This is a genomic window from Streptomyces sp. NPDC107562 (assembly GCF_055657325.1).
The window spans coordinates 107,062-130,015 of the sequence record NZ_JBVKBE010000015.1 but is presented as its reverse complement, the minus strand read 5'-3'; the positions used below and the strand labels follow the sequence as shown (position 1 = coordinate 130,015).

21 protein-coding genes and 4 pseudogenes are annotated in these 22,954 nt (G+C 70.9%); 1 reads left to right on the top strand and 24 read right to left on the bottom strand.

The features are described 5' to 3' along the window. Nucleotides 1–11 precede the first annotated feature (11 nt). The 24 genes and pseudogenes from ACZ7LV_RS32050 to ACZ7LV_RS31935 form a co-directional block, all read right to left on the bottom strand. On the bottom strand, nucleotides 12–860 hold the full coding sequence (locus tag ACZ7LV_RS32050) for a relaxase/mobilization nuclease (RefSeq protein ID WP_471944523.1): 849 nt from the start codon (nucleotides 858–860) through the stop codon (nucleotides 12–14). Beyond that, a complete protein-coding gene (locus tag ACZ7LV_RS32045) occupies nucleotides 857–1,645 on the bottom strand; it encodes a hypothetical protein (RefSeq protein WP_471944521.1) in 789 nt (262 codons plus the stop codon). The genes ACZ7LV_RS32050 and ACZ7LV_RS32045 overlap by 4 nt, the downstream gene beginning before the upstream one ends. Then, nucleotides 1,642–2,079, bottom strand: coding sequence for a hypothetical protein (locus ACZ7LV_RS32040; protein WP_471944519.1), 438 nt, complete (start codon nucleotides 2,077–2,079; stop codon nucleotides 1,642–1,644). The genes ACZ7LV_RS32045 and ACZ7LV_RS32040 overlap by 4 nt, the downstream gene beginning before the upstream one ends. 100 nt (nucleotides 2,080–2,179) lie before the next feature. Further along, nucleotides 2,180–2,671 (bottom strand): hypothetical protein, encoded by a 492-nt coding sequence (locus ACZ7LV_RS32035; RefSeq protein WP_471944517.1) that lies wholly within the window; start codon nucleotides 2,669–2,671, stop codon nucleotides 2,180–2,182. A 172-nt stretch (nucleotides 2,672–2,843) separates the two neighbouring features. Further along, nucleotides 2,844–4,634 (bottom strand): vWA domain-containing protein, encoded by a 1,791-nt coding sequence (locus tag ACZ7LV_RS32030; RefSeq protein WP_471944515.1) that lies wholly within the window; start codon nucleotides 4,632–4,634, stop codon nucleotides 2,844–2,846. Then, the gene (locus tag ACZ7LV_RS32025; RefSeq protein WP_471944637.1) at nucleotides 4,631–5,773 is read right to left on the bottom strand and encodes an AAA family ATPase; all 1,143 of its coding nucleotides are present in this window, start codon (nucleotides 5,771–5,773) and stop codon (nucleotides 4,631–4,633) included. Before ACZ7LV_RS32025 ends, ACZ7LV_RS32030 begins: the two co-directional genes overlap by 4 nt. 191 nt (nucleotides 5,774–5,964) lie before the next feature. Next, nucleotides 5,965–6,186: pseudogene (locus ACZ7LV_RS32020) on the bottom strand (hypothetical protein). A gap of 37 nt (nucleotides 6,187–6,223) precedes the next feature. Further along, nucleotides 6,224–7,414, bottom strand: a pseudogene (locus ACZ7LV_RS32015) (hypothetical protein). After that, nucleotides 7,411–7,869, bottom strand: a complete 459-nt coding sequence (locus tag ACZ7LV_RS32010) for a hypothetical protein (RefSeq protein WP_471944513.1) — start codon at nucleotides 7,867–7,869, stop codon at nucleotides 7,411–7,413. Before ACZ7LV_RS32010 ends, ACZ7LV_RS32015 begins: the two are co-directional and overlap by 4 nt. A 121-nt stretch (nucleotides 7,870–7,990) precedes the next feature. Continuing rightward, entirely contained in the window at nucleotides 7,991–9,007 is a 1,017-nt protein-coding gene (locus ACZ7LV_RS32005; protein WP_471944511.1) for a hypothetical protein, read from the bottom strand. Beyond that, a complete protein-coding gene (locus ACZ7LV_RS32000) occupies nucleotides 9,000–9,743 on the bottom strand; it encodes a glycosyltransferase (protein ID WP_471944635.1) in 744 nt (247 codons plus the stop codon). The genes ACZ7LV_RS32005 and ACZ7LV_RS32000 overlap by 8 nt, the downstream gene beginning before the upstream one ends. A gap of 42 nt (nucleotides 9,744–9,785) precedes the next feature. After that, a complete protein-coding gene (locus ACZ7LV_RS31995; protein WP_471944509.1) occupies nucleotides 9,786–10,295 on the bottom strand; it encodes a hypothetical protein in 510 nt (169 codons plus the stop codon). Nucleotides 10,296–10,439: 144 nt separating this feature from the next. Continuing rightward, nucleotides 10,440–10,915: pseudogene (locus tag ACZ7LV_RS31990) on the bottom strand (DUF8094 domain-containing protein). Nucleotides 10,916–11,028: 113 nt separating this feature from the next. Beyond that, a pseudogene (locus ACZ7LV_RS31985) lies at nucleotides 11,029–11,304 on the bottom strand (DUF8094 domain-containing protein); the annotation flags it as partial. Between the two features lie 217 nt (nucleotides 11,305–11,521). Continuing rightward, the gene (locus tag ACZ7LV_RS31980; protein ID WP_471944507.1) at nucleotides 11,522–12,067 is read right to left on the bottom strand and encodes a hypothetical protein; all 546 of its coding nucleotides are present in this window, start codon (nucleotides 12,065–12,067) and stop codon (nucleotides 11,522–11,524) included. Nucleotides 12,068–12,892: 825 nt separating this feature from the next. Beyond that, nucleotides 12,893–13,465, bottom strand: coding sequence for a hypothetical protein (locus ACZ7LV_RS31975; protein ID WP_471944505.1), 573 nt, complete (start codon nucleotides 13,463–13,465; stop codon nucleotides 12,893–12,895). Nucleotides 13,466–13,479: 14 nt separating this feature from the next. Further along, nucleotides 13,480–14,994 (bottom strand): VirB4 family type IV secretion system protein, encoded by a 1,515-nt coding sequence (locus ACZ7LV_RS31970; protein WP_471944503.1) that lies wholly within the window; start codon nucleotides 14,992–14,994, stop codon nucleotides 13,480–13,482. A gap of 28 nt (nucleotides 14,995–15,022) precedes the next feature. Next, on the bottom strand, nucleotides 15,023–15,484 hold the full coding sequence (locus tag ACZ7LV_RS31965) for a DUF6238 family protein (protein ID WP_471944501.1): 462 nt from the start codon (nucleotides 15,482–15,484) through the stop codon (nucleotides 15,023–15,025). 100 nt (nucleotides 15,485–15,584) lie between these two features. Next, nucleotides 15,585–17,057 (bottom strand): SCO6880 family protein, encoded by a 1,473-nt coding sequence (locus ACZ7LV_RS31960; protein ID WP_471944499.1) that lies wholly within the window; start codon nucleotides 17,055–17,057, stop codon nucleotides 15,585–15,587. Nucleotides 17,058–17,138: 81 nt separating this feature from the next. Further along, entirely contained in the window at nucleotides 17,139–18,509 is a 1,371-nt protein-coding gene (locus ACZ7LV_RS31955; RefSeq protein ID WP_471944497.1) for an SCO6881 family protein, read from the bottom strand. Nucleotides 18,510–18,545: 36 nt separating this feature from the next. Further along, nucleotides 18,546–19,238 carry a hypothetical protein gene (locus ACZ7LV_RS31950; protein WP_471944495.1) on the bottom strand — a complete coding sequence of 231 codons (693 nt, stop codon included), beginning with the start codon at nucleotides 19,236–19,238 and terminating at the stop codon, nucleotides 18,546–18,548. Continuing rightward, a complete protein-coding gene (locus tag ACZ7LV_RS31945; RefSeq protein ID WP_471944493.1) occupies nucleotides 19,238–19,552 on the bottom strand; it encodes a DUF6112 family protein in 315 nt (104 codons plus the stop codon). The genes ACZ7LV_RS31950 and ACZ7LV_RS31945 overlap by 1 nt, the downstream gene beginning before the upstream one ends. 213 nt (nucleotides 19,553–19,765) lie before the next feature. Beyond that, nucleotides 19,766–20,131, bottom strand: a complete 366-nt coding sequence (locus ACZ7LV_RS31940; RefSeq protein ID WP_471944491.1) for a hypothetical protein — start codon at nucleotides 20,129–20,131, stop codon at nucleotides 19,766–19,768. A gap of 174 nt (nucleotides 20,132–20,305) precedes the next feature. Further along, nucleotides 20,306–21,436: a C40 family peptidase gene (locus ACZ7LV_RS31935; RefSeq protein ID WP_471944489.1), complete on the bottom strand. Its 1,131-nt coding sequence runs from the start codon at nucleotides 21,434–21,436 to the stop codon at nucleotides 20,306–20,308. Between the two features lie 513 nt (nucleotides 21,437–21,949). On the opposite strand from ACZ7LV_RS31935, the gene ACZ7LV_RS31930 reads away from it, so the two are divergent. Further along, nucleotides 21,950–22,705, top strand: coding sequence for a DNA-methyltransferase (locus ACZ7LV_RS31930; RefSeq protein ID WP_471944487.1), 756 nt, complete (start codon nucleotides 21,950–21,952; stop codon nucleotides 22,703–22,705). Nucleotides 22,706–22,954 lie beyond the last annotated feature (249 nt).

Genomic DNA, 22,954 nt, shown 5'->3' with positions numbered 1-22,954 from the left:
AGACGCTTCTCCTACAAAGATCGGTGGGCGGTGCGCCGGGCCGCGGCCGGTGCAGCGACGGCCCGACGCTGGGCCAGATGGGCCGCAGTGGCGTCCAGGTCCTGCTGAATCGCATGAAGGCGGCGGGCGATCAGCTCCAGACGGTGCGCCGTGTCCGTGCCGGCAGCCCCCGGCTGGCGGGCGATCCGGTACGCGGTGTGCTCGACCAGTCCGCGGACCGTGGCCAGCGGGCCGTCCTGTTCGTCGGCGAGCTGCGCGAGGACGCCCGCGAGCTGCGCCGATGCGGTCGGGACCGTACGGGCAGCGGACCACTGCGTGGTGCCGGTGCGGACGGGAATCAGGTTCAGGTCCTGCTCGATACGGCGTGCTTCGTCCGCAAGCCGTCGCAGGATGTCGGCGGGAGGGGTGCGCAAAGTGCCGTCGAGGTGAATCAGGTTGGCGATCAGATCCAGACGTCCGGGCTGGCCCTGGACAGCGATCCACCGCCACCCGTGCTCTGCGGCGCCGGGCACCTCGATACCAGCGGCCCGCGCGAACCGGTGGGCAGTTTCGGACCACTCGGGGCCGGTCAGCTCCCGGTCGTCCGGATGGAGCCGGACGTCGAGATGGAGGATCGCGCGCCGGTCGTCGTCCGGGCTGGCAGCGAACGGGTGCTCCAGGTACGGGCCTTCGAGGTGCTCGGCCAACTCAACGGACGTCCAGGTCCTCTGCTCGTCGTCCGGGGTGTAGTAGTCCAGGCCCGGGCAGTGGGCGACCACGGTGTACTCCGTCAGGCCCTCGTTCGGGGAAAGGGGCCGCCCGAGCGCCTCGGCCAGCGGCTCGTGCGGCGAGTGAGCCCTTGGGTGCAGGCGAGGGATCACGACGGCACCCCGCTCGACGCGCGGGCGGGTGACCGGCGCTGATAAAGGTCGCGGGCTGCACAGAGCAGCGAGCGCTCGCGCACCAGGTCGGCGTGGACCGAGATGTCTCCCGGCGGCAGACAGTCGATCGCCCTGTCGATGGCGCTCAGCCCCTCGTCGTACCGGCCCAGCCGGCGCAGGGCACCCGCCGTGCGGAAGAGGACGATCGGGTCGGTGCCGGTGGCGAGGGCGGGCCGCAAGCTAAGGGCCAGGAGACGCTCCGCACCCTCGTCCAGGTCCTGGCCGAGCCACAGCCCGTGCAGCAGGACGTGCAAGGTCTTGGGGTGCTCCTCGGCCGTGGCGAGGACCTCGTCCATGACCATCAGGCCCTCGGGGCGGGACTGGCCAAGCAGCGCGAAGGCGTACACGGCACGGGTGTAGCAGTCCAGCGGCTGACGCGCGGTCTGCGCGAGCTGCTCGACGAGGCGCTGGAGGGTGGGACAGCGGAAGTCGAACCGCAGGGCGCTCAGGTACAGATGCGCCAATGTGCGGGTGGTGATCGGATCACGGTGCGTCGCGAGGACATCCTCCGGGGACAGCAGGCCCAGGACGCTGCGGCCGGCTGACCGTGCCGCCCAGGCGGCATCCGCGCACACCTCGGCTGAGGTTTTCCAGTCGGCCCGGATGCCGTGGAGGTCTTCGGCCAGGCGCAGCGGCCAGGAAGGATCGTCCGCAGTTGCGGTGGCTCGGGCCCTGGCTTTGCGGAGCGCAGCGGCACGGTCGGCGCGGTCCGTGGGGGAAGTCACCGGCCGCCCCTGGCGTCTGCGGTGTGCACGAGCTGGCCCAGAGCGGTGGTGGTGTACCAGCCGCAGTCGATCAGCTCGTCGCGGTCGGCGAACCGTGCGAGGAGGGCGTCTTCCATGGCCCGCAGGTAGATCAGGCAGTCCGGGCAGCGGCGCGAGAGGTGCACGAGGTAGCGGGGGTGAGCGGTGACGTAGGACTGGGCACCGCCGGTGGGATCACGTAGTCGCCATCCGTCCTCGTCGGTGGGGGTGTGCCAGGAGGGGGCGACGATGCGCATGGAGTCACCCCACAGTTCTCCGCCGGCCACCCCCTTGAGGACGACGACGGTGTCTCCGGCCTGAAAGTGGGTGTGGGTGATATCTCGGGTGGGAGTGAGCGGGTCGGGGGTGAGGGCGGTGACGGGGGTGGGTTGATGGTCCCTGGACGGAGGGAGCACGCGGTTCCTTCCACGCGATGGCTGGCGGGGTGGGAGCATCAATAGTCCGGAGGAACGCCGGTTTGGCTAACCGGCGTTTCCCGGCTATGTTGCCCCGTCGTCAGCGGAACGGGTTCTCCGCCCCGCGGTCCGCCTCGGTGGCTGCGTCGAGGAGTTCGAGCAGGTCAGTGCCTTCGGAGTCGCGCTGGTCGATCCACCATCCGGCACGGGTGATAGAGCGGGCCTTCTCCTCCAGCTCTGCCCAGTCCGCGTCGTCCCAACTGCCCTCGACAACCAGGGCGGTGTGCGCGGCCGTCATCAGCTGATGGCGGGAGCGCTCACCCCAGTCCAGGGCCTTCTCCGGGCCCTCCAGCTGCGGCATGTCGAACTGCTTGGCCCAGGTGGCGGCTGCCTCCTGCTCCTCGGCGCGCTTCTCCGCGAGCCACTTTTCCTTGGACTCGGAGTCGGCGTCGCGCGCCGCCTTCCAGCAGTCGCTGCAGTCCTTCGACGCGAGCCAACGGGCGAAGCCGGCCCGCTTGTCGGCGGGGCGGTTGGACAGGTCATGATCTACCCGGTGGGAGCAGGCGTGCTCCACGGTCCAGTGCGTACTCACCCCCGGGGAATTCCGTTTGATGGGCGTTACGTTCGAGGTCGGGCTGCTGGTCTGGGGCTTCAAATCGAGTGCCTTTCGTTGACGGTTGGGGTTGCACGATTCATGCGGCGGGCGGAGGTGGCCTGGAGTGCTTGGTGGTGGTCTCGGGGACGCTTCCGCCTTCTGCGTCGTCTCAGCGGGTCCTGCGGATGGCGTCTGTGGCCGCCGTGGCGATGGCGACGGGAGCGCTGGAGGGCTGGGGCAGGTGCAGCAAGGTGGTCCCCGGCAAGTGGCGGGATTCCGCGGTGAGGGTGAGCTGTAGTACGGCGCAGCCGGCGGTCGTGAGCTGCTTGACGCGGGTGACGGCTTGAGCGGTTTCGTCGCTGCCGTACCGGGCGTCGGTGACGATCACGAGGAGGCGGCCGGCGCCGGGGCGGCGGAGTTCGAGGCCGTGGTCGAGTGCGTCGATGGCGTCGCCGAGGTTGTGGTGGCCGCCGGTGGCATCGAACGTCGTCACGCGCTCTGGTGCTCGGTGGGTGGGACGGGTCAGTGCGGTCAGGTGCCTGTCGTAGGCGATGGTGGCGGTACGGGAGTCTGGGTCGGTCAGGGCTGCTGCGCGTGCCACGATCCAGGCAGCGGACGCGACGGGCGCGCAGGCGGCACGCATGGAGCCGGAGACGTCGACGGCGATACCCACACGCAGTGGTGGGGTGGGGGAGTTCCGGCGGCGGGTGTGGGTGAACGGTTCTGTGGTGGGGACCGACCCGGCCGCGCGCTGAGCGTCGCGGGCGAGGGCCGCGCGCATGTTGAGGCGGCCGGGCGGGGTGGGGCTGGTGGTCCGCTCCTCGGTCCGCTCGCGGTAGGCGGCGGCACGCAGGGCGCGGCTCAGGCGCGCGGCGGCGCTCTGCTCGGCGGCGGTGGGCCTGCGGGTGCCGGTAACCGGGTTGCCGGAGGGCGCCGGTGTGCCGTCGGGGTTGACGGTGGTGCTACGGGCGTTGAACACCGACTTGGCGGTGGCGGCGGCTTTGCGTCGCTGAGCGGCTCGCTGGGCGCGGTCCTGAGCCTGCGCCTTGGACCGTGACGCCATGGCGTTGGCCGCTGCGTCCTGTACCGCGAGGTCGGCCGCGTCGGTGGCTGCCGTGCTGTCCATGACGACCCCCACCGCGCCGGACAGCAGATCGGAGAGGCTCTCCGGCACGGGCAGGGCGGGGGCCGCGGCGTCCAGAGCGTCGCACCATTCTTGACCGCGCGCGAGCATGGTCGTGGCGTCGTGGTCGGCGCACTGGTGAGCTGCGGCCCAGATGCGGGTGAGGGTGGTCAGCAGGTCTGCGCCCAGCGCCTTTTCGCACAGATCGGCGACGGCCCGGGTCTCGCCGACATCCAGGATGCCGACGTCACGGCGGCCGAGGATCAGGGCCGCCACGGCGGCGGCCTGCTCGATGCCCTGGAGGGTGGGGTGGGCGATGTCGGGCATGACCAGGGTTCGGGCACTGGTGCGCAGGTACGTGCGGTCCGTGGGCCGCGTGATCAGGTGCGCGCCTTCGACGCGGCTCTCCTCCAGCAGGAGCGCGGCCTCGACGACGCGGGGGTTGGCTCCGGCAGGCTGTGTCCAGACGGAGTGGGCCGCGTGCGCGGCCTCGTGGACGAACACGCCCCAAGCGGCGGGATACCGGTCCTCGTCGCCCACGATCCGCGGATGGATCTCGTGGGGCTGGAGGGGTGCGAACAGGCGGGCGTCGAACTCGACCTCGCCCAGAGTGGGGAAGAACGCGGCCGGTGCGCCGCTGCGCGTGCCGGGGCGACAGGTGACGAGGAGGTCCTGGCGGCCGGAGAGGGCGACCAGCCGGTCGCCGAGTTCGGCTCCCACGCGCAGCCACGCGGCCGGGGAGGAGCGGGGTTGCGCGGGCGGGGCGCCGTCGTCGTCCCAGCGCGCGAGGTCGGCGTCGTCTTCCGGCGTGGACTGGATGTGGTGGTGGGCGCTCATCGCGGGCGGCCCCGGTGTGCGGAGCCGGTGCTGCTAGGGGGCTGCCGGGCGGCTGAGGCGGGGAGCTGCTTGCCGAGGGTGAGGGGTGCGATCTTCTTGATGCCGACAGCCTTGGTGACGGCGTCGGCGACGGCGTCGCGATCCTCCACAGGAGCGATGCCGACGAGGTTCGCGAGCGCGGCTTTGGTGCCGAGGACGGCCTCGGTCTTCTGGTAGCTGAGCAGTTCCCGCAGTTGGGGGGCCCAGCCCAGCTCGCCGAGTTCGACCTGCTGGGCGAGGTGTCGGGCGACCCGGACCACCCGGGCATCGATCCTCAAGGCCAGGGCGAGGTCGTAGTCCGTGCCGATCTGGATCTGCACGCTGAACCGGCTCGCGAGCGCCTCCGTCAATACCGCCCCGTGGACGCCGGGATTGTGGCCTGCCACCACGTAGAAGCCCGGCTCGGCCTTGATGGTCTCGCCCTTGTGGGCCTTGACCTGGATCTGCCTGCGCCCGTCCATCGCGGGATACAGCGCCGCCAGGACCTTTGGTGAGATCAAGGTGGCATCGTCAATCAGCAGGGCGCGGCCCTCGGTCATCGCGGTGACCAGCGGACCGTACTGGAAGACGTAGGCTCCCGCGTCGTCCTGTGTGTACTCGCCGATCAAGTCGCCGACCGTGGTGTCGCCGTCGCCGGCGACGGTGAGCAAGTCCGGGAACGCCGCCTCGACCAGACTCGTCTTGCCGGTGCCCGGAGGGCCGTAGAGCAGCACGGGCACGTCGGCGTCGCGCAAGCGATTCAACGCCTCGACGTCGGGCAGATCGGCCAGCTCCCGGGGGTGGTAGAGCTGGCCCCCCGCGCGGCGGATCGGGCCGGTCTGCCTGGGCGCGGCTGCTGCGGTGTAGGTCGTACGGGTCGTGGCCACCTGGGCGCGGGGAGAGTGGGTGCCCGGTGGGCTGATCACAGCCCTCAGCGCGGCTGCGGCGGTTTTCGCGTTCGCGCGGAACTGCGGTTGTCCGGTCCCGCTTTGGTCGGCCTCGCCGCGTCGCACCAGGGTGAGGGCGGCGTTGCGGACGGCCCCGTGGGAGTGGCCCAGCTGCCTGGCCATGTCCCCGATGGTGAGCTTGTCCGCCGGCCGGTCGGTCAGCAGTCGGGCCACCTTGGCCCGTAGTTCGCCGCCCTTGGTGCGCGCTGGTCTGGTAGGCCCGGGTGTGGTCAAAACGAGAACCCTTCAACAGGTGTGGGTGGGGGCGGGGTGGGCGATGCGCTAAAGAGGCCGGCCGCTCTCGGAGGGGATTACGGGCTGTGCCGGCATCGGCGACCTGGCCGACCGGGGCCTTCCGTCGGCGCTCACCGGCCGGCCGAGGGCTCGGTCCAAGGGCACCGGATGGCCGGCGATGAGCAGCTGGCTGGCTAGCGAGCAGGCCCGTGCGTGAGCTCCGTACCGGGTTCCGTCGCTTGGCAGGCGCAGCCTGGCGTTTCTTCGAAGCCGTCCTGGAGCAGGATCCGCCGGGCGGCGGCGTTGTAGCCGGTGGTGGTGATCTCGCCGGTGATGGTGTGCCGGATCGGCATGAACGGCTCTGCTGCTGCTTCGGGCAACGCGGATCTCCTATCGGTGGCGGGCGGTCATGCTGGCGCGGGGCGGCGGCGCGGGCGACGTGGTGTCCACGGCCGGGCGCGGGCGGGCGCGCAGCACGGGGGTGCGGTGCGGAGGCAGGACGGCGACGGTCGCACCGAGGTCCTCGGCTGCCTGTTCGACTTCGCGGGTGAGGAACTCGATCTGCCGGCCCAGCGCTGAGAGGCGGGCGGCGATCTGGCGGCCCTGGACGGTCTCCAGGGCGCTGGCGAACTGGCTGGTCGTCTCCAGAAGTTCCTGCAGGCGGACCATCGGGCCGGCGGCGTAGCCGCGCTGGACGGCTCCCAGGAGAGCGTTCGATGCGTCACCGGCACTGTGGCCTTCGACGACGTCGCGGATGAGGTCCTGCAGGGACAGCTCCGGGGCCGGTGCCGGACGGTTGAACCGGGAGATGTCCGAGCGCAGCACGCCGGGCGGAACCGGAGCGGGCAGGGCCTTGCCCGCCTCGTATTCGTGGGCGAAGTGCCCGATCACCTGCCAGCCCGGTACGCCCGGGTCGCCGCGCAGTGCGACCACTGTGGAGTCGTCGTTTTCGACCAGGTAAGCGAGGGTGATCGGCTGCCCGTCGGCGGCATACCACGACTCGGTCAGCTCCAGCGCGCCACGCGTCTGTGCGGCCCGGGCCCTGTCGGTCCACAGCTGCTGTTCCTCGTCGGTCAGCGGAGCCTGGTGGTGCTGGCCCTCGCGCTGGTCGGCGAGATTGCTGGCGATCGGACTGTGGTCCGCCCAGGCGGTGAGGTGCGGCCACAGAGCCGCGTGCTGAGCACGTTCGCCGGGGGAGCCGGGCGCGGCCGGCCGGTCGAGGGCCCGGCGGATCTCGGCGGCGGACGATGCCAGGCCGTCCAGGACGGCCCGCCACCCGGCCAGGTGCCGGGCGGGCGGCGACTCGTCGAGCGCGAGTCGGGCGGCATCGAGGAGAGCCTAAGCGTGCGGGGCGAGGTGGGTGACGTACGCCTCCACCGCCGCCTTGTCACGGTGGGCTCGTGCGGCTGCGGCGGCGTCTGCGTGGACGGTGCGGCCGTGGCGGTCGCGTGTCATGTCGAGGGCGGCATCGGTCTCGCAGTCGATGACGGCCATCCGCAGCCGGAAGTCGCGTGCCTTGCCGGCCAGTGCGGACGCTGTCGGCAAAGGACTGTCGGGGGCCGGGCTGTTCGCGGGTGTCATCGGGACCGCCCGCCGGCTGCGGCCGTCAGGTGGACGGTGGGAGCGTAGGTGGGCTTCGGCGGGATCGGCCGGGCCGACGGCGGGGAAGTGGTGGGCGGTGTGGAGCGCTGCGTCGTTCGGCCGGCGGCGGCCTGGACGAGCCTGCTGCGGCGCTCCTGGAGCCCGGGGGGCCGGACGGGGCGCGGCGGACCGGCGGAGAGGGCCGGGTTGAGGCGGATGTCGGCCTGCACGGTGTAACCGTGGCGGCGAAGGTCGTGGACGGCCTGGCGGGTGCGTCGGACTCCGTCGCGCTCGGGATCGCTGAGGCGGTACAGCCCGGGTTCACCGGGAACGGGCTCGAACTGCTCGCGCTCCAGGAACCAGTGGGCGAGGTGCTGGGGAATCGAGGAAGTGAAGGAGGCGACGAAGCCGTGTTCCTTGTGGTCGCCGAAGGAGAAGTGGGTGCTGGGTTGCAAAGGGGCGGGAATCTCCAGACTTGTCGAGGGAACGGTCAGTGGCTGCGGTACGCCGACCGGGCCGCAGCGAGGGGGCGGGCTGGCGCTGTGACGGGGAGGGCCGGGCGGCGGTGGGGTGCGCTCAGGCGGGCCTGGCGCAAGAACGCGTCGCCGTCGGTGAGCCAGGTCTCGATGGCCACGCGCGTGCTAGGCGCTCCTGCTCCGGCACGGCACCACCGTGGACGATCTCGTCGAGCAGGGCTTCGGCATCGATCACGGCGTCGGCCAGACGGGAGAGGGCTGCGGCGTCGTCGGGCCACGGCCTGTTCGCGGGCCGGCACCGGTCGAGCAGTGTCGGGGCGTGGTCGACGACGGTCAGGAAACGGCGCCAGGCGTGGTCGAGGAACAGCTCCGTCGCGGCGCCGAGGGCGGCGGCGCTCAGCGGGGTGGCGTCGCTGTAGCGGCCGGAGGCGTTCATGGCCTGCCAGGTGTAGTGCTCGGAGCGGATGTCCCCGAGCACGCCGGCGATGGACGCCGTTTGGCGGGCATGGACGGCCTGCTCGTAGGAGGGAAGGTACCGGTCGGTGAGGGCCTGGGCAGCCCGCCCGGGGAACTGTGGCAGGACGATGCTGGGCGGAGCGTGGGGATCGCCGTAGCCTCCTTCGACCCCTTCCGGCGAGAAGGCGCCCACCAGGTAGTCGAGTTGACGGCCGGGCCGCTTGATGAACAGCAGCGTGGTGCCCTGCTCCGCGTCGGTGAGGAGCGCGGCGTAGGGGATCCGCTCGCTCTGGACGGCGCGGCTGAGTTCGCCGCTGTCCCAGATCCACGGGAGCAGGTCTTCCTGCCAGGCCGGGTGCGCATTGACCTCGACCGAGGCGTGCCACTGGCCGGGCAGCAGGCGCGTGAGGTCGCGGGCGGCGTCGCCGATGAACCGGCGGCTGCTCGTGTGCACGCTGGCGCGGTGCCGCTTCGCGCACGTGACCAGATCGACCACAGTGGTCTGGGTGCTGTCCGCGGGCAGGTGCCAGACGCCGTCGTCGTCTCGCTGGAAGCCGCTCTCGGCGAGGGCGGTGTGCGCCGACGGGTACTGCTCGCCCGAGGCGATGGCGACGATCCCCGACTCCCGGCTGTGCGACAGGATGATCTGGGCCTCAGCCACGGACCAGGTCCTCGCCACCCTGCAGGACGGCGCGCAGGCTGCGCCCGTACGCCCAGGCGTGCTCCCGGGCCGCCGCTTCCAGCTGGTCGTATCCGTCCTGAGCCGTCATCTGTCCGGGGTGCTTGCGGTACCGGTACACAGGGACCGGCAGCAGGATTCCGGGTGCGAGCGTGGTGACGCCGAGGGCCGCGCAATAGTCCTCGCCCTGGACGAGACCGCCCATCGGCGCGGCGCGCACGAGGTCGGTGCGGGCGAGGATCGTGGTCGGCCCGATGGGGATCGTGTCCGTCGGCGACTTCCAATAGGTCCACACGTCGCCGGCCTCGTGCCGGCCGGGCGGGGTCGGGCAGCGCCACAGACGGGTCGAGCCATCGGGGTGCTGGTCCTCGCTCCAGCCCGCGCACCAGCCGACCCCGGTGGATTCCAGGGTGTCTAGCCGTACGGACATGGCGTCATCGGTGAACTGGTCGTCATCATCGGCCCAGTTGACGTAGGGGGTGCGCACGTGAGTGAGGGCCAGGTTCCTGGCGCAGGCGGCGCCGACCGGCCGGGGCAGCGTCAGTGTGCGGATGCGGGAGTCCTGCGCGAGCGCGGCCGGTAGGCGTTCGGGTGTGGTGCCGTCGAGCGCGATCACGGCCTCCCACGGCACGGACTGCCGGGTGAGGCTGGCGTGCATGGCGGTCAGGTAGTCGAGGCGGTCGTCGCGCAGGCGGGTGGCGATGACGACCGTAATCAGGGGAGCGGGCAGGGAAGTCTCCGGCAATGAGAGCGGTGGGGGTCAGCGGCGGGCAACCGTGCGGGGCCCGGTCGGCGCTGCACCGGCAGCGGGCCGCGGCGGGCGCGCGGTGCGCGAGGTGTTGGGCGTCCGGCGTGTGGTGATGGCGGGCCAGTGCGCCGGGTGGTCGCTGAAGGGGGTGCTGGGGTCGGTGTCCCAGGCCACGAGGGGGCCCGTGCCTGTGTGAGCCATGCTGATCACTTCGATGCCCTGCGGATGCAGGACGTAGCCCCACGGCATGCCCAGGCCGCCGGGGGTGGTGTCGGTGACCGTCATGCGCACCGGGGGCGAGCCGTCCGGAGTGATCAGGTGATCGAGGGTCCGGCTGGGCCAGTGTTCGCCGCCGGTCAACGCGGCCACGAGCGTGGGCGGGGCGCCGTCGAGGAGGTCGGTGCCGAGTTCGTCCCAGCCGACGGCGATGTCGTCGATGAGGTGCTGGGCCATGGCCTCGACGTCGCGTCCGAACTTGTACTGGTAGGCGGCCAGGAGGAGCGGGAGGTGGTGGCTGGGCACGCCGTCGAGCTGGACGTGGATGCCGCTGTACCCCGTGCCGGCGGTGGGGCGGGCGATGAAGGAGTGCGTGGACAGGGCGTTCTCCGGAGCGAGCAGGGGGCGGGGGATGTCCTCGGCGGCCGTCGAAGTGGCGGGCGGGTGCGGCTACGCGCGGTGTGACCAGGAGGGGACCGGGGGGCCGGAGGCGTCGGTGCGGGGGCAGGTGTAGCCGATCAGGCGGGAGGGTTCGGCCTTCGCGGGGACGGTGGCGGCGTCGTTGCACACGAACGTGTACTGGATGGACATGCGGGGCACATCGTGCAGCCAGGCCCGGTCGCCCTTGCCGGGGTTGATCTGCAGGCCGGGGTGCGCGACGGCGTCGGTCTGGGTGTGCGTGTGGGAGAGAGGACCAGCGCGCCGCCGTCTGCCGTCTTGAGGGCGTAGGCGTCCGTGAAGCGGTTGTCGGCTCCGTCGAAGACGCTGGTGCCCTGGTCGCCGAAGCGTGTTGCGGCATCGCTGTGGACCTTGACCTGCCGCTTGCTGGCCTTGGTCGGCGCGAACACCTTGCTTCCGGTGTTCGTGCCTCCGGTGGTGAAGTTGTCCAGCACGGCAGTACGCAGCAGGTCGGCGTCGGCGGCCAGCTGCTTGTTGTCGTTGGCGGCGACGGCCGTCGCGTATCCCTCGCGGTCCAGGGGACGTCGGGCAGCTTCTGGCTGTCGAGGTCGACGACGGACACCATCTCCCAGCGCTTGTGCTGGGGCTGTTCGGCGAACACGGCCAGGCGAGAGGGGGCCTTGCCCTTCTCGCTGGAGAGGGCGGCAGCGAACCAGCGTTCCTGTCCGTCGGCCAGGCGGGGGATGTACAGCTTGGCGCTGGCGAGGTCGTAGGACCACGCCTCGTACGGCTCGCGGTCCTTGGCGGGGAGTCCTTCGGTCTCGGTGTAGTCCGAGACGGACATCGCGTACAGGGGTCCGTCCTCGACGGTGTCGAGGAGGCGCCGGTCGCGGTCGGCGTTGGCCTCGTTGTTGATCTTGGAATAGCGGGTGATGACGTCGCGGGCCTGGGCGGTGCTGAGAGCGGGCGCGGGCTTGGGGGTGGTGCTGGCGGTGGGGGTCTGCCGGGCCTGGGTGGGGCCGTCTTCGCCGGAGCAGCCGAGGGCCAGGGTGAGGCAGGCGGCGCCGATGATCAGCGGCAGGGTACGGCGGGCGGTGCGGATGGAGGCTCCAAGGGTTCGCAGGGGGAAGGAATCAGGGAGTGCGCCTGGCCGGTGGGGCGGCTTTCGGCGATGCCGGCGGGAGGGCCCGGGCTGGGGGCACGTGTGAGTTTTCGTGGGGCAAGACGGGGTGCGGTAGCAGCCCGAGCTGGGCGAGGCGGTGGTCGATCGCCTCGATCAGAGGTTGGGCGCTGCCGCCGTGGCGGGCTTCGGGCCGCTGGGGAGCACCGGGATCGTTGGAGGGCGCCGAGTCGTAGATGACCTCGAACAGCGTCTGGTCGTCGGGGTGCTCGCGAGTGGCGATCCAGCCCTCTGGGTCTCCGGGCGGCCGCTCGGAGGGCGGGTCGTGCGGCGGACTGATGACCAGGTAGCTGTCGTCGGGGAGCGAGACGCGCACGTTGTAGGTGCTGAGGCCGAATTCGATGTCGCACTGCAGTCCGCGTGCCCGAAGCGGCGTGATGACGTGTGCGTGGCGACGCCACAGCTCCTGCCACCACGGCGTGTGCACGTTGCGGTGGTCGGGCAGCGGCGCGAGCGGTACCTGGCCGGGTTCCGGGATTCTCGTTTCGTCAGCGGCCATGGCTCCTCCTGCGGCTGCCGCCGCTTACGGCCCGTAGGTAGGCGTGCGGGTCGTCGGGGCGTGGGGGAGAGGTCAAAGGGTGTGATCCTTCCTGCCGGCGGGCAGAGCGGCGACGGCTGTGGCGTCGGGGTGATCCGGAGTGCACTGGGTCAGGGAGCGCACGGGCACGGCCGATGGAGAAGAGCTAGCGGCGAGGCGCGGGGCCGGTGGAGGGGGGAGCGGGCGGCAGGCTCGCGGTAGCTCCACGCGAGGCGTTGGCCGGCGCGGTGGGGGCGGGGGCCGGGTCATAGGCGGCGCGCAGCCTGTTCAGACCGGCTTCGTCGGCGAGAGCGAGGGCGGACAGTGCCCGGCTGGCCGCTGTCATCAGCAGGTGCGAAGGCGATCCCTTGGCCGCGTCGCGGTTCTCCTGCTTCCACCGGGCGGCGGCGACGAGGTAGTCGCTCAGGGCGCGCAGTGCGGGTTCGGCGGCGTCCAGGACGTGGTCGGTGACCGCGTCGATCTCTGCCGGGGTCTGGGCTGCGGCGAGGGCGTCCAGGTACGGGGTGAGGTCGGGCGCTGGCCAGGGCTGGTCGGGTAGGGGGTGCGCGGCGCGGAAGGGCTGTGCGTCGCGTCGTGCCCACCGCTTCAGGTCGCCGCGGGTGGCGAGGTTGTACCGGGCGGCATGGATCTGGTCGGCGTCGCGGCCGACGTTGTCGTAGAGCTCGAAGTCTGGGTCGCGGGGGATGATGCAGGAGTCCTTCGGGATGATGCGGGCTGCAGGTCGTTGCGGGCGGACTGCGCCGGGGTGGCGATCTGTTGCACGAGCAGTTCACGGCTCTGGCGCGGTCAGCGGTGGAGACCGCCAGGCCGGGACGGCGGAGGCTCCGGCGGCCCCTCCCGGCGGGTCAGTGGCGCAAGGAAGCGCTGGACGCCGAGGTGGTCGTCGAGTTCCTTGGCTGCGTCGCGGAGGGACTCCGAGGCACGCCGGAGAAAAGCGCGTGCTGAGGCGTGGTCGATGACCATGCGATTCGTGAGGTAGTGCCGGTCGGTGGGGTTGGCGGTCCGGGGCAGGGCCAGGGCGTTCTCCGCGGTCTCGGTGAAGTGTGGGGCTGCGTGGCTGGAGATTGTCGCCGCCGAGGCGAGTTGCTTCAGGACGGTCTGGCCGGTCCGGGTGGTGTGGTGGGGGCTGTGGACGAAGTCAGCGGCCAGCCGGAGGACATCGTGGGAGAGGTCCTGCGCGTCGGTGGCGTGCTGGAGCAGCGCGGTGTAGGACGGCGCGGCCGGAACGTGCCCGTTCTCGTCGAGCAGCTCCCACCGCTGGGCGGCGTCGTGCAGTTTGTCCTTCATGGCGTTGAGTGCGCCGATAAGGTGGAGCGCGTCGTCGCGCGGTATCAGGTCGCGTTGGAAATAGGGCTTCACGGGCCTTTTGCTCCTCAGTGCATACGGGCGTCGGTGTCGAAGAGCGCCAGTTCGTGGCTGTGCAGGAGGTGCTGCACGATGAAGGATCGGCCGGCGACCTTCCACAGGCCGCGTCCTCGGTTGAGGTGGGCGATGGCGTCCATCTCAACCGAGGTCAGGCCGAGCAGGGAGGCTGCGGCGTGGAGCTGGTCGGTCTCCTGGCGGTAGATGATGCGGGTGGAGCAGTCGGCGAGGAGGCCCTCGGCCAGGGCGCGGCCCTGTGATCCGGCGTCACCGGCGGTGAGCAGGTCGGACAGCCGGTGGATGACCATGAGGTTGGCGATGCCGAGGCCGCGGGAGAGTTTCCATTGGGCTTGCATGCGCTGGAGGAGGCCGACGTGCCGCATAAGGCGCCATGCCTCGTCGTACACGATCCAGCGCCGGCCGCCGCTGGGGTCGGAGAGGGCGGACTCCATCCAGGCGCTCGCGCAGGTCATCGCGAGGACGAGGGCGGTGTCGTCTCCGGAGCCGCCGAGGCGGGAGAGGTCGATGGTGAGCATCGGCGCGCTCGGGTCGAAGGCGACGGTGGAGGGGGCGTCGAACATGCCGGCCAGGTCGCCGTGGACCAGGCGCCGCATGGCGTGGGCCAGGTCGCGGGCTGCGTCGCCGAGTTGGCCCGACATCATCCCGGCGGCCTCGTCGAGGCCGTTCGGGTTGTTGAGGGTGGCGGCGATGTCACCAAGGAGCGGGGTGCGGTGTGTGTCGGCGGCGCGGGTGACGACGGCGTCGAGGGCGACGTCCAGGGCGGTGTGTTCCATGGGCATCAGGTCCCGGCCCAGGACGGTCTGGGCCAGGGAGCCGAGGAGGAGCAGGCGCCGCTTGCGGATCTCGCCGACCCAGTCGGCCTCAGACACGCTCTGTGGGCGAGGGGCTGCGTCCAGGGGGTTCAGGCGTCCGGGCAGTCCGGGCCCGAGAGCGACGGACCGGCCGCCGAGGGCTTCGGCCACCGGAGTCCACTCTCCTTTTGGGTCGCACGGGACGTAGACGCGGTATCCGAAGGCGACCGATCGCAGCGCGAAGGATTTGGCCAGCGCGCTCTTGCCCTGGCCAATCACGCCAGCGAGGAGCAGGTTCGGGTTGGTGAAGCCCTCGACCTTGCCGTACAGAGCGAACGGGTCGAAGACGAAGGAGGCTTCGGCGTGGACGTCGCGGCCTATGTAGATGCCCTCGGCGCCGAGTCCGCCTTCGGCGAGGAAGGGGTATGCGCCGGCCGCGACGGCGGTGGTCATGCGGTGGGCGGGGAGTTTCAGCCGGTTCCCGCGGGCGGAGGTGGGCCCGGGGCGTCCGCTCGGTGGGTAGAGCGGGGCGGGCATCTGCTGCTCGGGGCGGGTGCTTTCGCTCGGGTGGGCGCTGGCTTCGGCGCGGGCTTTGGCGGCGGCCTCGGCGAGCTGGCGGCGGGCGGCCTTGCGGCTGGCGCGGTCGGTGCCGTGGGGGGTGAACAGCGGGCTGGCGGACGCGCGGCGGGCGCGACGGGCGGGCCGGTGGCTCATCGGGGGCCCTCGATTCTGCGGGTGGTGCTCATCGCACGCAGGCCGTGGCGTGCGGGCGGAGGTCGGTGGGGGTGGTCTTGCGGCGGACGACGTGTCCGGCAGCGAGGTGGCGTTGGCAGATCGTCAGCACGGGCGGGCCCTCGGGGAGCCGTTCCGGATGACAGGCGCTCGTCGCGGTGGTGGCCTCGGTTGTGCCGGGCAGCAGGTGGAAGGCGGCGTGGACTTCGGTGGTGGCCTGCCAGAGCCTGGTGTGGGCGGTGGCCAGGTGGCGTCCGGCGGCTGGGTGCGGGGGCCGGGTGTGGTCGGCGAGCCGGTCCAGGAGCTGGAGCAGGGCGGTGAGGTGGGCGTGCAGTACGTCGATGTGCAGACGGTTCACGGGCCTGGGCGGATCTGCGTCCGAGGGCGCCAGGTTTCGTGTGTGGTGGCGGATGCCGGCGCTCGCGGCGCGGAGGTAGGGGTGCGCGTCGTCGGGGCGCGGGGGAGAGGTCAAAGGTGGTGGTCCTTCCTGCCGGTCGGCAGGGCGGCGACGGGTGTTCCGTCGCGGGTGATCCGGAGTGCAGTGGGCCAGGGCGTGCACGGGAGCTGCTGGTTCACAGGGCGGTGCGGGCGAGTGGGAGCGCGGAGAGGGCGAAGGCGTCCGGCTGCTGGTAGTTGAGTCTGCGGAGGTCGACGCCGGAGGTGACGGCGTGGGTCTCGATCTGTGCGCAGGCGGCGTCCAGGAGGGCGTCGGTCTCGGCGGTGACGGTGACCAGGCCGGTGAGGGCCACGTCCGCGTGCCCGGCGATGAGCTGGCGTTCGCGGGTCTTGACGTCGGCGTACTCGACGGAATCCTCTTCGGAGTCGACCTGTCCGCGGCGGGCGCGCTCGTTGGCGTCGGCGATGATCGCGACCTTCTTGCGCTGGACGTCCCGCAGTGCGGACTCGAGCCCCTGCGGCACGTAAACAAGGGAGAGGCTGCGGCGCACGCCGGCCGTGAACATGATCCCGTGCAGGAACCCGGCCCCCATCTCGGTGCGCGGCCAGTTCTCCACCCAGTACGTCGCGTGCCGCGCGCTGTCGGTGGCGAGGCGGTCGTACTCCTCGAACTGCACGACGGGACCGCCTGCTGCAGGGTCGGCCTCGGCACGGCCGGTCTCGGACCACTGCTGGAGCGCGGCGAGCGCCTTCGGGTCGTAGGCGGTGCGGATGACGGCGGCGATCTCCCGCGCGCTTAGCCATCCGGTGACCATCAGGCCGGCGTTGCGGGCGGCCTGGGCGATGGAGGCGGTGGTCTGCTGCATGACGGTGAACGCCCCGGGCAGTCCTCCGCCGGCTTGGTTGATCAGGCGCCGGGCGGCCTTGAGGTCGAGGGAGATGGCGAGGTAGGTCTCGTGCGGGGCGGCGGCCGGTCCGGCTGAGGCGACCAGTTCGGAGTAGACCTGTCCGGCGACGGGGGCCTGGGGCTGCCCGTTCTGGGTCCAGTGGCGGGTGAGCGTGTCACCGCTGTCGGGCACGGTGCGCTCCAGCACCTGCACGGTGGCGACGTGCCCGTTGCGGGCGATGCCTGCCAGCGCGCGCCCCCAGCTGCTCACGTTGTGGTTATGGGTGGCCGGGTCGAGGAGGGCGAAAGCACGGCTGCTGACGCGGGCGATGGCGGTCAGGGTCTGCTGGTGCGGGTCGTGGACGGCCGCAGCTCCGTTGGCGGAATCGCCGGGGGTGACGACCTTGAGGGAAGCGGCGGCGCCGGGCAGATGGAGGATGCCGTCCTGTCGGGGCCGGGTGACGGGCCGGGCGAGCCAGAGGGCCTGGCCGGTGCGGCGGCGGTGCGCGTACCGGGTGACGATCGGTGCCCAGTCGATGAGGGAGCGGCCGTGCCGGCGGATTGCGACCAGTGCACCGGATGCCGCCCACAGCGGTGCCAGGGCGAGGGCGCCGAGCAGTCCGGTGGAGATCACCGTCATCAGCAGCAGGGCCAGCGTGCAGGAGACGAGGACGAGTTGAGGCAGGGAGAGGCCGAGGAGGATGCCGCGGCGGCTCCGGTGTGGGAACTTCACCGTGACCGGGGCGACAGAAGGATCAGTCATGGGGGCGGGTCCTGGTGGCGCGGGTGGAGTCCGGGGGCGGGAGGTGGTGTGCACGTCCCGCCCCCGGGAGTCGGGCAGGGGTCAGAGGCCGGTCGAAGGCGGCGGCGGAGCCGACCCGCTCGACGCGGCGTTCTGTGAGCCGGAGGACGGGGGTGCGCCCTGCGGAGGCGGTGTCGTCGTCGGCGGAGTGGTCTGCCATCCGCCGCCCTGGCCGGACGCGGCATTCGCGCCGGATCCGCCTGGGCCGGGGCTGCCTCCCACCTGGCCGCTGGTGTCGTCGGACACGCTGGTTGGCGCGGGCTGGACGGCCTTCTCTAGGCCAGACTTGACGGCATCGCCGCCGGGCGAGCCTCCCGTTCCGCCGCCCTGCGCACCGTCCTTGCCTTCTGCGCCTCCGCCGGTCAGGTTGGCGGCGACGTCGCCGGGGAATCCTCCGCCCGCATCGGGACCCTGCGGTGCGGCGCGCGATCCGGCTGCGGCCCCACCGGTTCCGGCGGTGGCCGCAGCTGCGGCGGCCTTGCGGGCGGCCTTCTCGGCGTGGGCCTTCGCGATCTGTGCCCCGGCGCCGCCCGTGCGGTGGATGGACTCGCCGTCAGTGCTGTCGGCTGCCCAGTGCACGAACTTGAAGACGGCGTACGGGCACAGCAGCACCAGGAGCATGATCACGATGCCGGACATGACGTCGGCGAGCGCGGCGATGCCGTCCTTGGCTTCGGTCTTGCCCATGGCGGCTATGCCGAGCACGAAGATCACGGTCATCAAGAGTTTGCTGACGACGAGGGTGGCGGTGGCTTCGATCCAGCCCTTGCGCCAGCGTCGGGCGACTTCCCAGCCGCCGCCGGCGGAGGCGAAGACCGCGAGGGTGACCATGACGAGGATGCCGACCTTGCGGACCACCATCACGCACCAGTAGAGGAAGGCGCCGATGGCGGCGCCGAGGCCGGTGACGACCGGGACGAGCCAGCCGAGACCGGACAGTGCCCCGATTTGGCTGACCTTTACCACGCGGCGCACGGCCGATTCGAGGTCCAGGTGTGCGGCTTTGAACAGGCCGTCGCTGACGGCGTCCACGACCTCGATGGCGACTGTGGTCAGGGCGATGGCGCAGAAGGCGAACAGGACTCCGGACGCGGTGCCAGTGAATGCTTGGGTGAGGGCTTGTCCGTCGCGTCTAATGGCGGCCCGGACCAGTTGCGCGCAGAAGGTGGCGACCAGCAGGACCAGGCCCAGCGGCAACAGCATTTCGTAGTTGTCGCGGAACCACCCGGCGTTCAGATCGACCTTGGTGGTGGTGTTGACGGCCTCGGCGGCCAGGTCGGCAGCTGCGGCCGCCAGTTCACCGGCGGACTTCGCCATCCAGTCACCGATGGCTTTGCCGGGGTCCGAGGCGAAATCCACCGCGTCGCCGACGGCGCACAGCTTGTCCGCCAAGGGGAAATCACAGAAGCCCACGAGGAGTTACTCCTCCTTTCGTGTCTCAGGCGCGGGTCACTGCGTGACGCTCGGGGCGATGGCGGCCAGGGTGCAGTCGTGGTTCGGGCGGCACTGCACGGCGAGGGTCACGGCGCGTTCCTCGGCTCCGCCGCCGCCCTGCTTCCAACTGAGGGCCTGCTTGCCGTTGACGGTGACGACGTAGATGTACGCCTCGGTGATCGCGGACGGATCCTCGGCCAGCGCCTGTTTGAACGCGCCGGGGTAGTGGCCCTCGGTGATGTGGGCGGTGGCGTGCTGGTCCTGGTCGGCCATCCGCGACCACAGCACCGGGTCGGGGACCTGGCCGGCGACCGAGGTCCAGTCGGCGTACTTGGTCTCGGTGGTCATCCAGGCGCGCATGCCAGCGAGTTGCTGGTCACGGCTGGTGTCGCGGGTGTCGTAGGACCAGAGCATCTGAGCCGCTGCCTTGGCGTAGGCGACCGGCTCGGCGATCTGTGGCGGCTTGGGCACCGACCCGGACCCGGAGGAAGGCTTGGGAGCAGTCTCGGAGTGGGACGGGCCGCCCGTGGGAGCCGGTGGCGCGGCATCGGGAGTCTCGTGGCCGTTGCCACCGCCGGTCAGCAGGGCGACGACCCCGGCGAGGGCAAGCAGAACGGCGACAACGGTGGCGCCGATCGCGATGCGCTGGTTCGTCGTCCAGCCCGAGCCGTACGAGGACAGCGAAGAGGAAGGGAAGCGTTTCCGCATCAGTGGACCTGCGATCCCAGGCTGGAGAAGAAGGCCACGATGCCGTTCGCGGCACCCAGACCGAGGGCGGCGCCGGCGGCGACGACGGCACCCTTCTTCCCGTTGGCCTCGGCCTGGTGCCCACCGGTGTGGTGGCCCCAGGCCCATACGCCGAGCGAGACAGCGAGCGCGCCGACGACGGCGATGATCCCGAACATGTTGATGCTGTTGACCACGTTCTTCAGCACGGCGAGGCCAGGCAACCCGCCGCCCTTGGGCGAAATTCCTGGGTCGTAGGCGAGCTGTATGACGCGGTCTGCGAGAGGGACGGACATAGGTGTGGCGGGCTCCTTGCATACGCGGGCCATGTGAGGGCCGGCGGGAAAAGCGAAGCGGAGGGGGACGTGCGCTCGGGGCGCGAAAGGGGCCGCAGCGGCGGCTTGCCCGGAGCTGCGCCGGGCAGAGGCGGGGAGAGCCCGCTCCTCGGGCCGGAGCGTGGCTTCCAAGCCGCCTGTTCTGCTCGGGCCAGGGAGGGCTGTCGGGGCGCGCTACCTGGGAATCGGCGGCTTCGGCGCCGGGTTCGACTCGTACGGGTTGGCGCAGTCGTAGATCATGTATCCGCGGATCTTCTTGCCGTCGGACTTCCGGGTCACCGCGCCGAGGGTGTACCAGGTCTTCTCTGCGCGCTTGTACGCGAACTGGTTGTAGGCGACCTTGTCGTGCCGGTAGGCGATGCCCACGACGGCGGACTTCTTCGACGGATCCTTGTGGACCTTGACCGCCTTGCACGAGATCGTCGTGTGGCCGGTGTCATACGCCTGGGCTGTGGAGGCGCTGGCCAGGCCACCGGCGGCGACTGCGAGGCCGATCGAGCTGGCCGCGAGGGCGCGCCAAACGCGGGAGGGGATGGTCACGTGGATGCTCCGGGGGTAGGGAGATAGAGAGTGGGCCGTTCGCCTCGTCCTGCTGGGCGGTTCGCCGGGCGAGACGGCGAGCGCGGAGGGGGTTGGCCTCCGCGTTCGGCTATCGGGCAGACCAAAGGCGAGGTCCTGGCGACGGCGGCTCGCGGGACTGCGGGCTGACTGGGATCAGAGGACGCGGCGGGCGGCGAGAATGTCCCAGTCCTTGATCGGTGTGATCCGGACCGGTTTGGTGGTGCGCGGCGCCTCGATCACGAGGCCCTCGCCCATGTACATGCCGACGTGCTCGGGTCGTGCGGCGGTGCCGCGGCTGAAGATCAGGTCGCCGGGCTGGAGCTTCGACGGGGAGACGGCCTTGCCCTCGTTGACCTGCGTGTACGTGGTGCGGGTGAGCGTGATGCCGACATGGGCGTACGCCTGCTGCATCAGGCTGGAGCAGTCACAGCGGCCCATGGGGTCGGGGCCGTGCGCGTTCGTGCAGGATCCGCCCCACTGGTAGAGCGTGCCGAGCTGGTGCATCGCCCACTCGATGGCCTTACGTGCCTTCGGATTGGCGTTCTTGGGGATCGAGTAGCCCTTGGGAACGCTCCCTTCGGGGATACGGCCGAAGCCTGACCCGTCCTGGCCTGGCGCGCAGCCGGTCGTGCTGGTCGAAGGCTTCTCGCCCTGGTTCGTGTCCTTGCCATCCGCGTCGCCGGCGCCGGGGAAGGTCTTGGCGATGGCGCTCTGCAGCGCGGTGGCCAGGCTTTCCCACTGCGCGTAGGCGTCCGGGAGACCGGACTTCTGCACGGCTTGGGCAGCCTCGGTGACGGTCATCTGCTGCCAGCCGTCCACCTTGAGCAAGCGCTTGTAGAACTGCTCGGAGGCGTAGACCGGATCACGGATCTGCTGGGCGCTGCCCCAACCCTGGGAGGGACGCTGCTGGAAGAGACCGAGGGAGTCACGGTCGCCGTAGTTGAGGTTGCGCAGGCGGCTCTCCTGCATCGCCGTGGCGAGCGCGATGATCTGTCCCTTTTTGGGGACATCAAGTGAGAGGCCCACGGCCACGATCGTCTGGGCATTCGGGACCTGCTCGGCGGGCAAGTCCAAGCCTTCGACGTGCACGTCTTTGCCGTAGGCGCCGTCGAGGATCTTGGTTACCTGCTCGGCGACCTTGTCGCTGTCGATGTCGGTCAGGCAGCCGCTGAAGGAGCCGCTGCTTTGCACGGCGTCGGCGGAGGAGGCCAGCATCATGCCGGTGCCGGCGATCAGGATCGGGGAGAGGAAGACGACGCCGATGCCGGCGGCGAGCGCCTTCAACCTGAGCGGACCGCTCGCCGGTCAGCGGTTTCGGGCATGGATGGGTAGCGAGACGTCATGAACGGCTCCTTGAGGGGTGCGGTGTCCGGCGTGCCGCGCGCGCGAGGCGTGGTGGAAGGGCGCGGCGGCCAGGGTGGGCGATCGGAGGCGGGCCGGTGGGGGCGAGTTGCCGCTCGCTCCGTGTGTGGCCGTGCCGTGAGCTAGGTATGCCGGGGCAGGGGGTACCTCCGTAAGGTGTGGCACGGGAGTAGCCAGCGGCGGTGTGCGCCGGGCGTTCAAAAACAGTAGGCGCGGATCGGCGGTTGACCAAAAAGTTCGGCGTGAGGTGCCGGAGACCGGCACCTCTGCACGGCACTTCTTGTTCGTCGGCGGATTCGGCTCTACAGTTTTTGGACTCCCCCTCGCCTTCCTCCGCCTGTGGCCATGGGCTTCTGCATGCCCATTTCCGGTCCGGGACTCCTGTACGAGGCGGGGTCTCCATCCGCGTTTCCGCACCCGAATTGGGGTTCCTCTTTGACTTTTTCCCTGCACCAGGGCGACGCTCTGGCCGTTCTCTCCGGTCTCCCGGACGCCTGCGTCGACTCCGTCATCACCGACCCGCCGTACAACAGCGGCGGCCGGACCGCGAAGGAGCGCACCACGCGCTCCGCGAAGCAGAAGTACACCTCCGCCGATTCCAAGAATGATCTTGCCGACTTCACCGGCGAGAACATGGATCAGCGCTCCTACGGCTTTTGGCTGACGCAGATCATGACTGAGGCCCACCGGCTGACGAAGACCGGCGGGACCGCGTTGCTGTTCACCGACTGGCGTCAACTGCCCACGACCACGGACGCTATTCAGGCGGCCGGGTGGCTGTGGCGGGGTGTGCTGGCCTGGCATAAGCCGCAGGCCAGGCCCCAGAAGGGTCGGTTCACCCAGAACTGTGAATTCATCGTCTGGGCGTCCAAGGGGCCGATCGACAGCTCCCGGAACCCGGTCTACCTGCCGGGTATGTACTCGGCTTCGCAGCCCTCGGGGTCCAAGCGCCAGCACATCACGCAGAAGCCGGTCGAGGTGATGCGCGAGCTGGTCAAGATCAGCCCCGAGGGCGGCACGGTCCTCGATTTCTGTGCCGGCTCCGGCTCCACGGGCGTCGCCGCCCTGCTGGAGGGCCGGGACTTCATCGGCGTGGAGAAGACCGAGCACTACGCGTCGATCGCGGCCGACCGGCTCACCGAGACGATCCGCGCAACCCTCACCAGGGACGACGTGGTTCTCGCAACCTGATCCGGGTCCTCTCCTGCCGCCAACGCAACCTGCTCCCTGCTGAGCCTCTGGCGGAGCACCGCCGGATCGGACGTGGGATTTCGCCGTCCGCCCGTGCAGGACGCTTTCGCCCTTCTCTTATCCCGCGTCTCGTAGGAGGCCGAACTTTCAATGTCCGAATCCGCAAAGCCCTCTGACGATGGCGAGTTGGAACCGGTTCGCATTCCGGATCCGCAGCTGGAGGGAATCGAGGCGAGCGTGCGGCGGCTC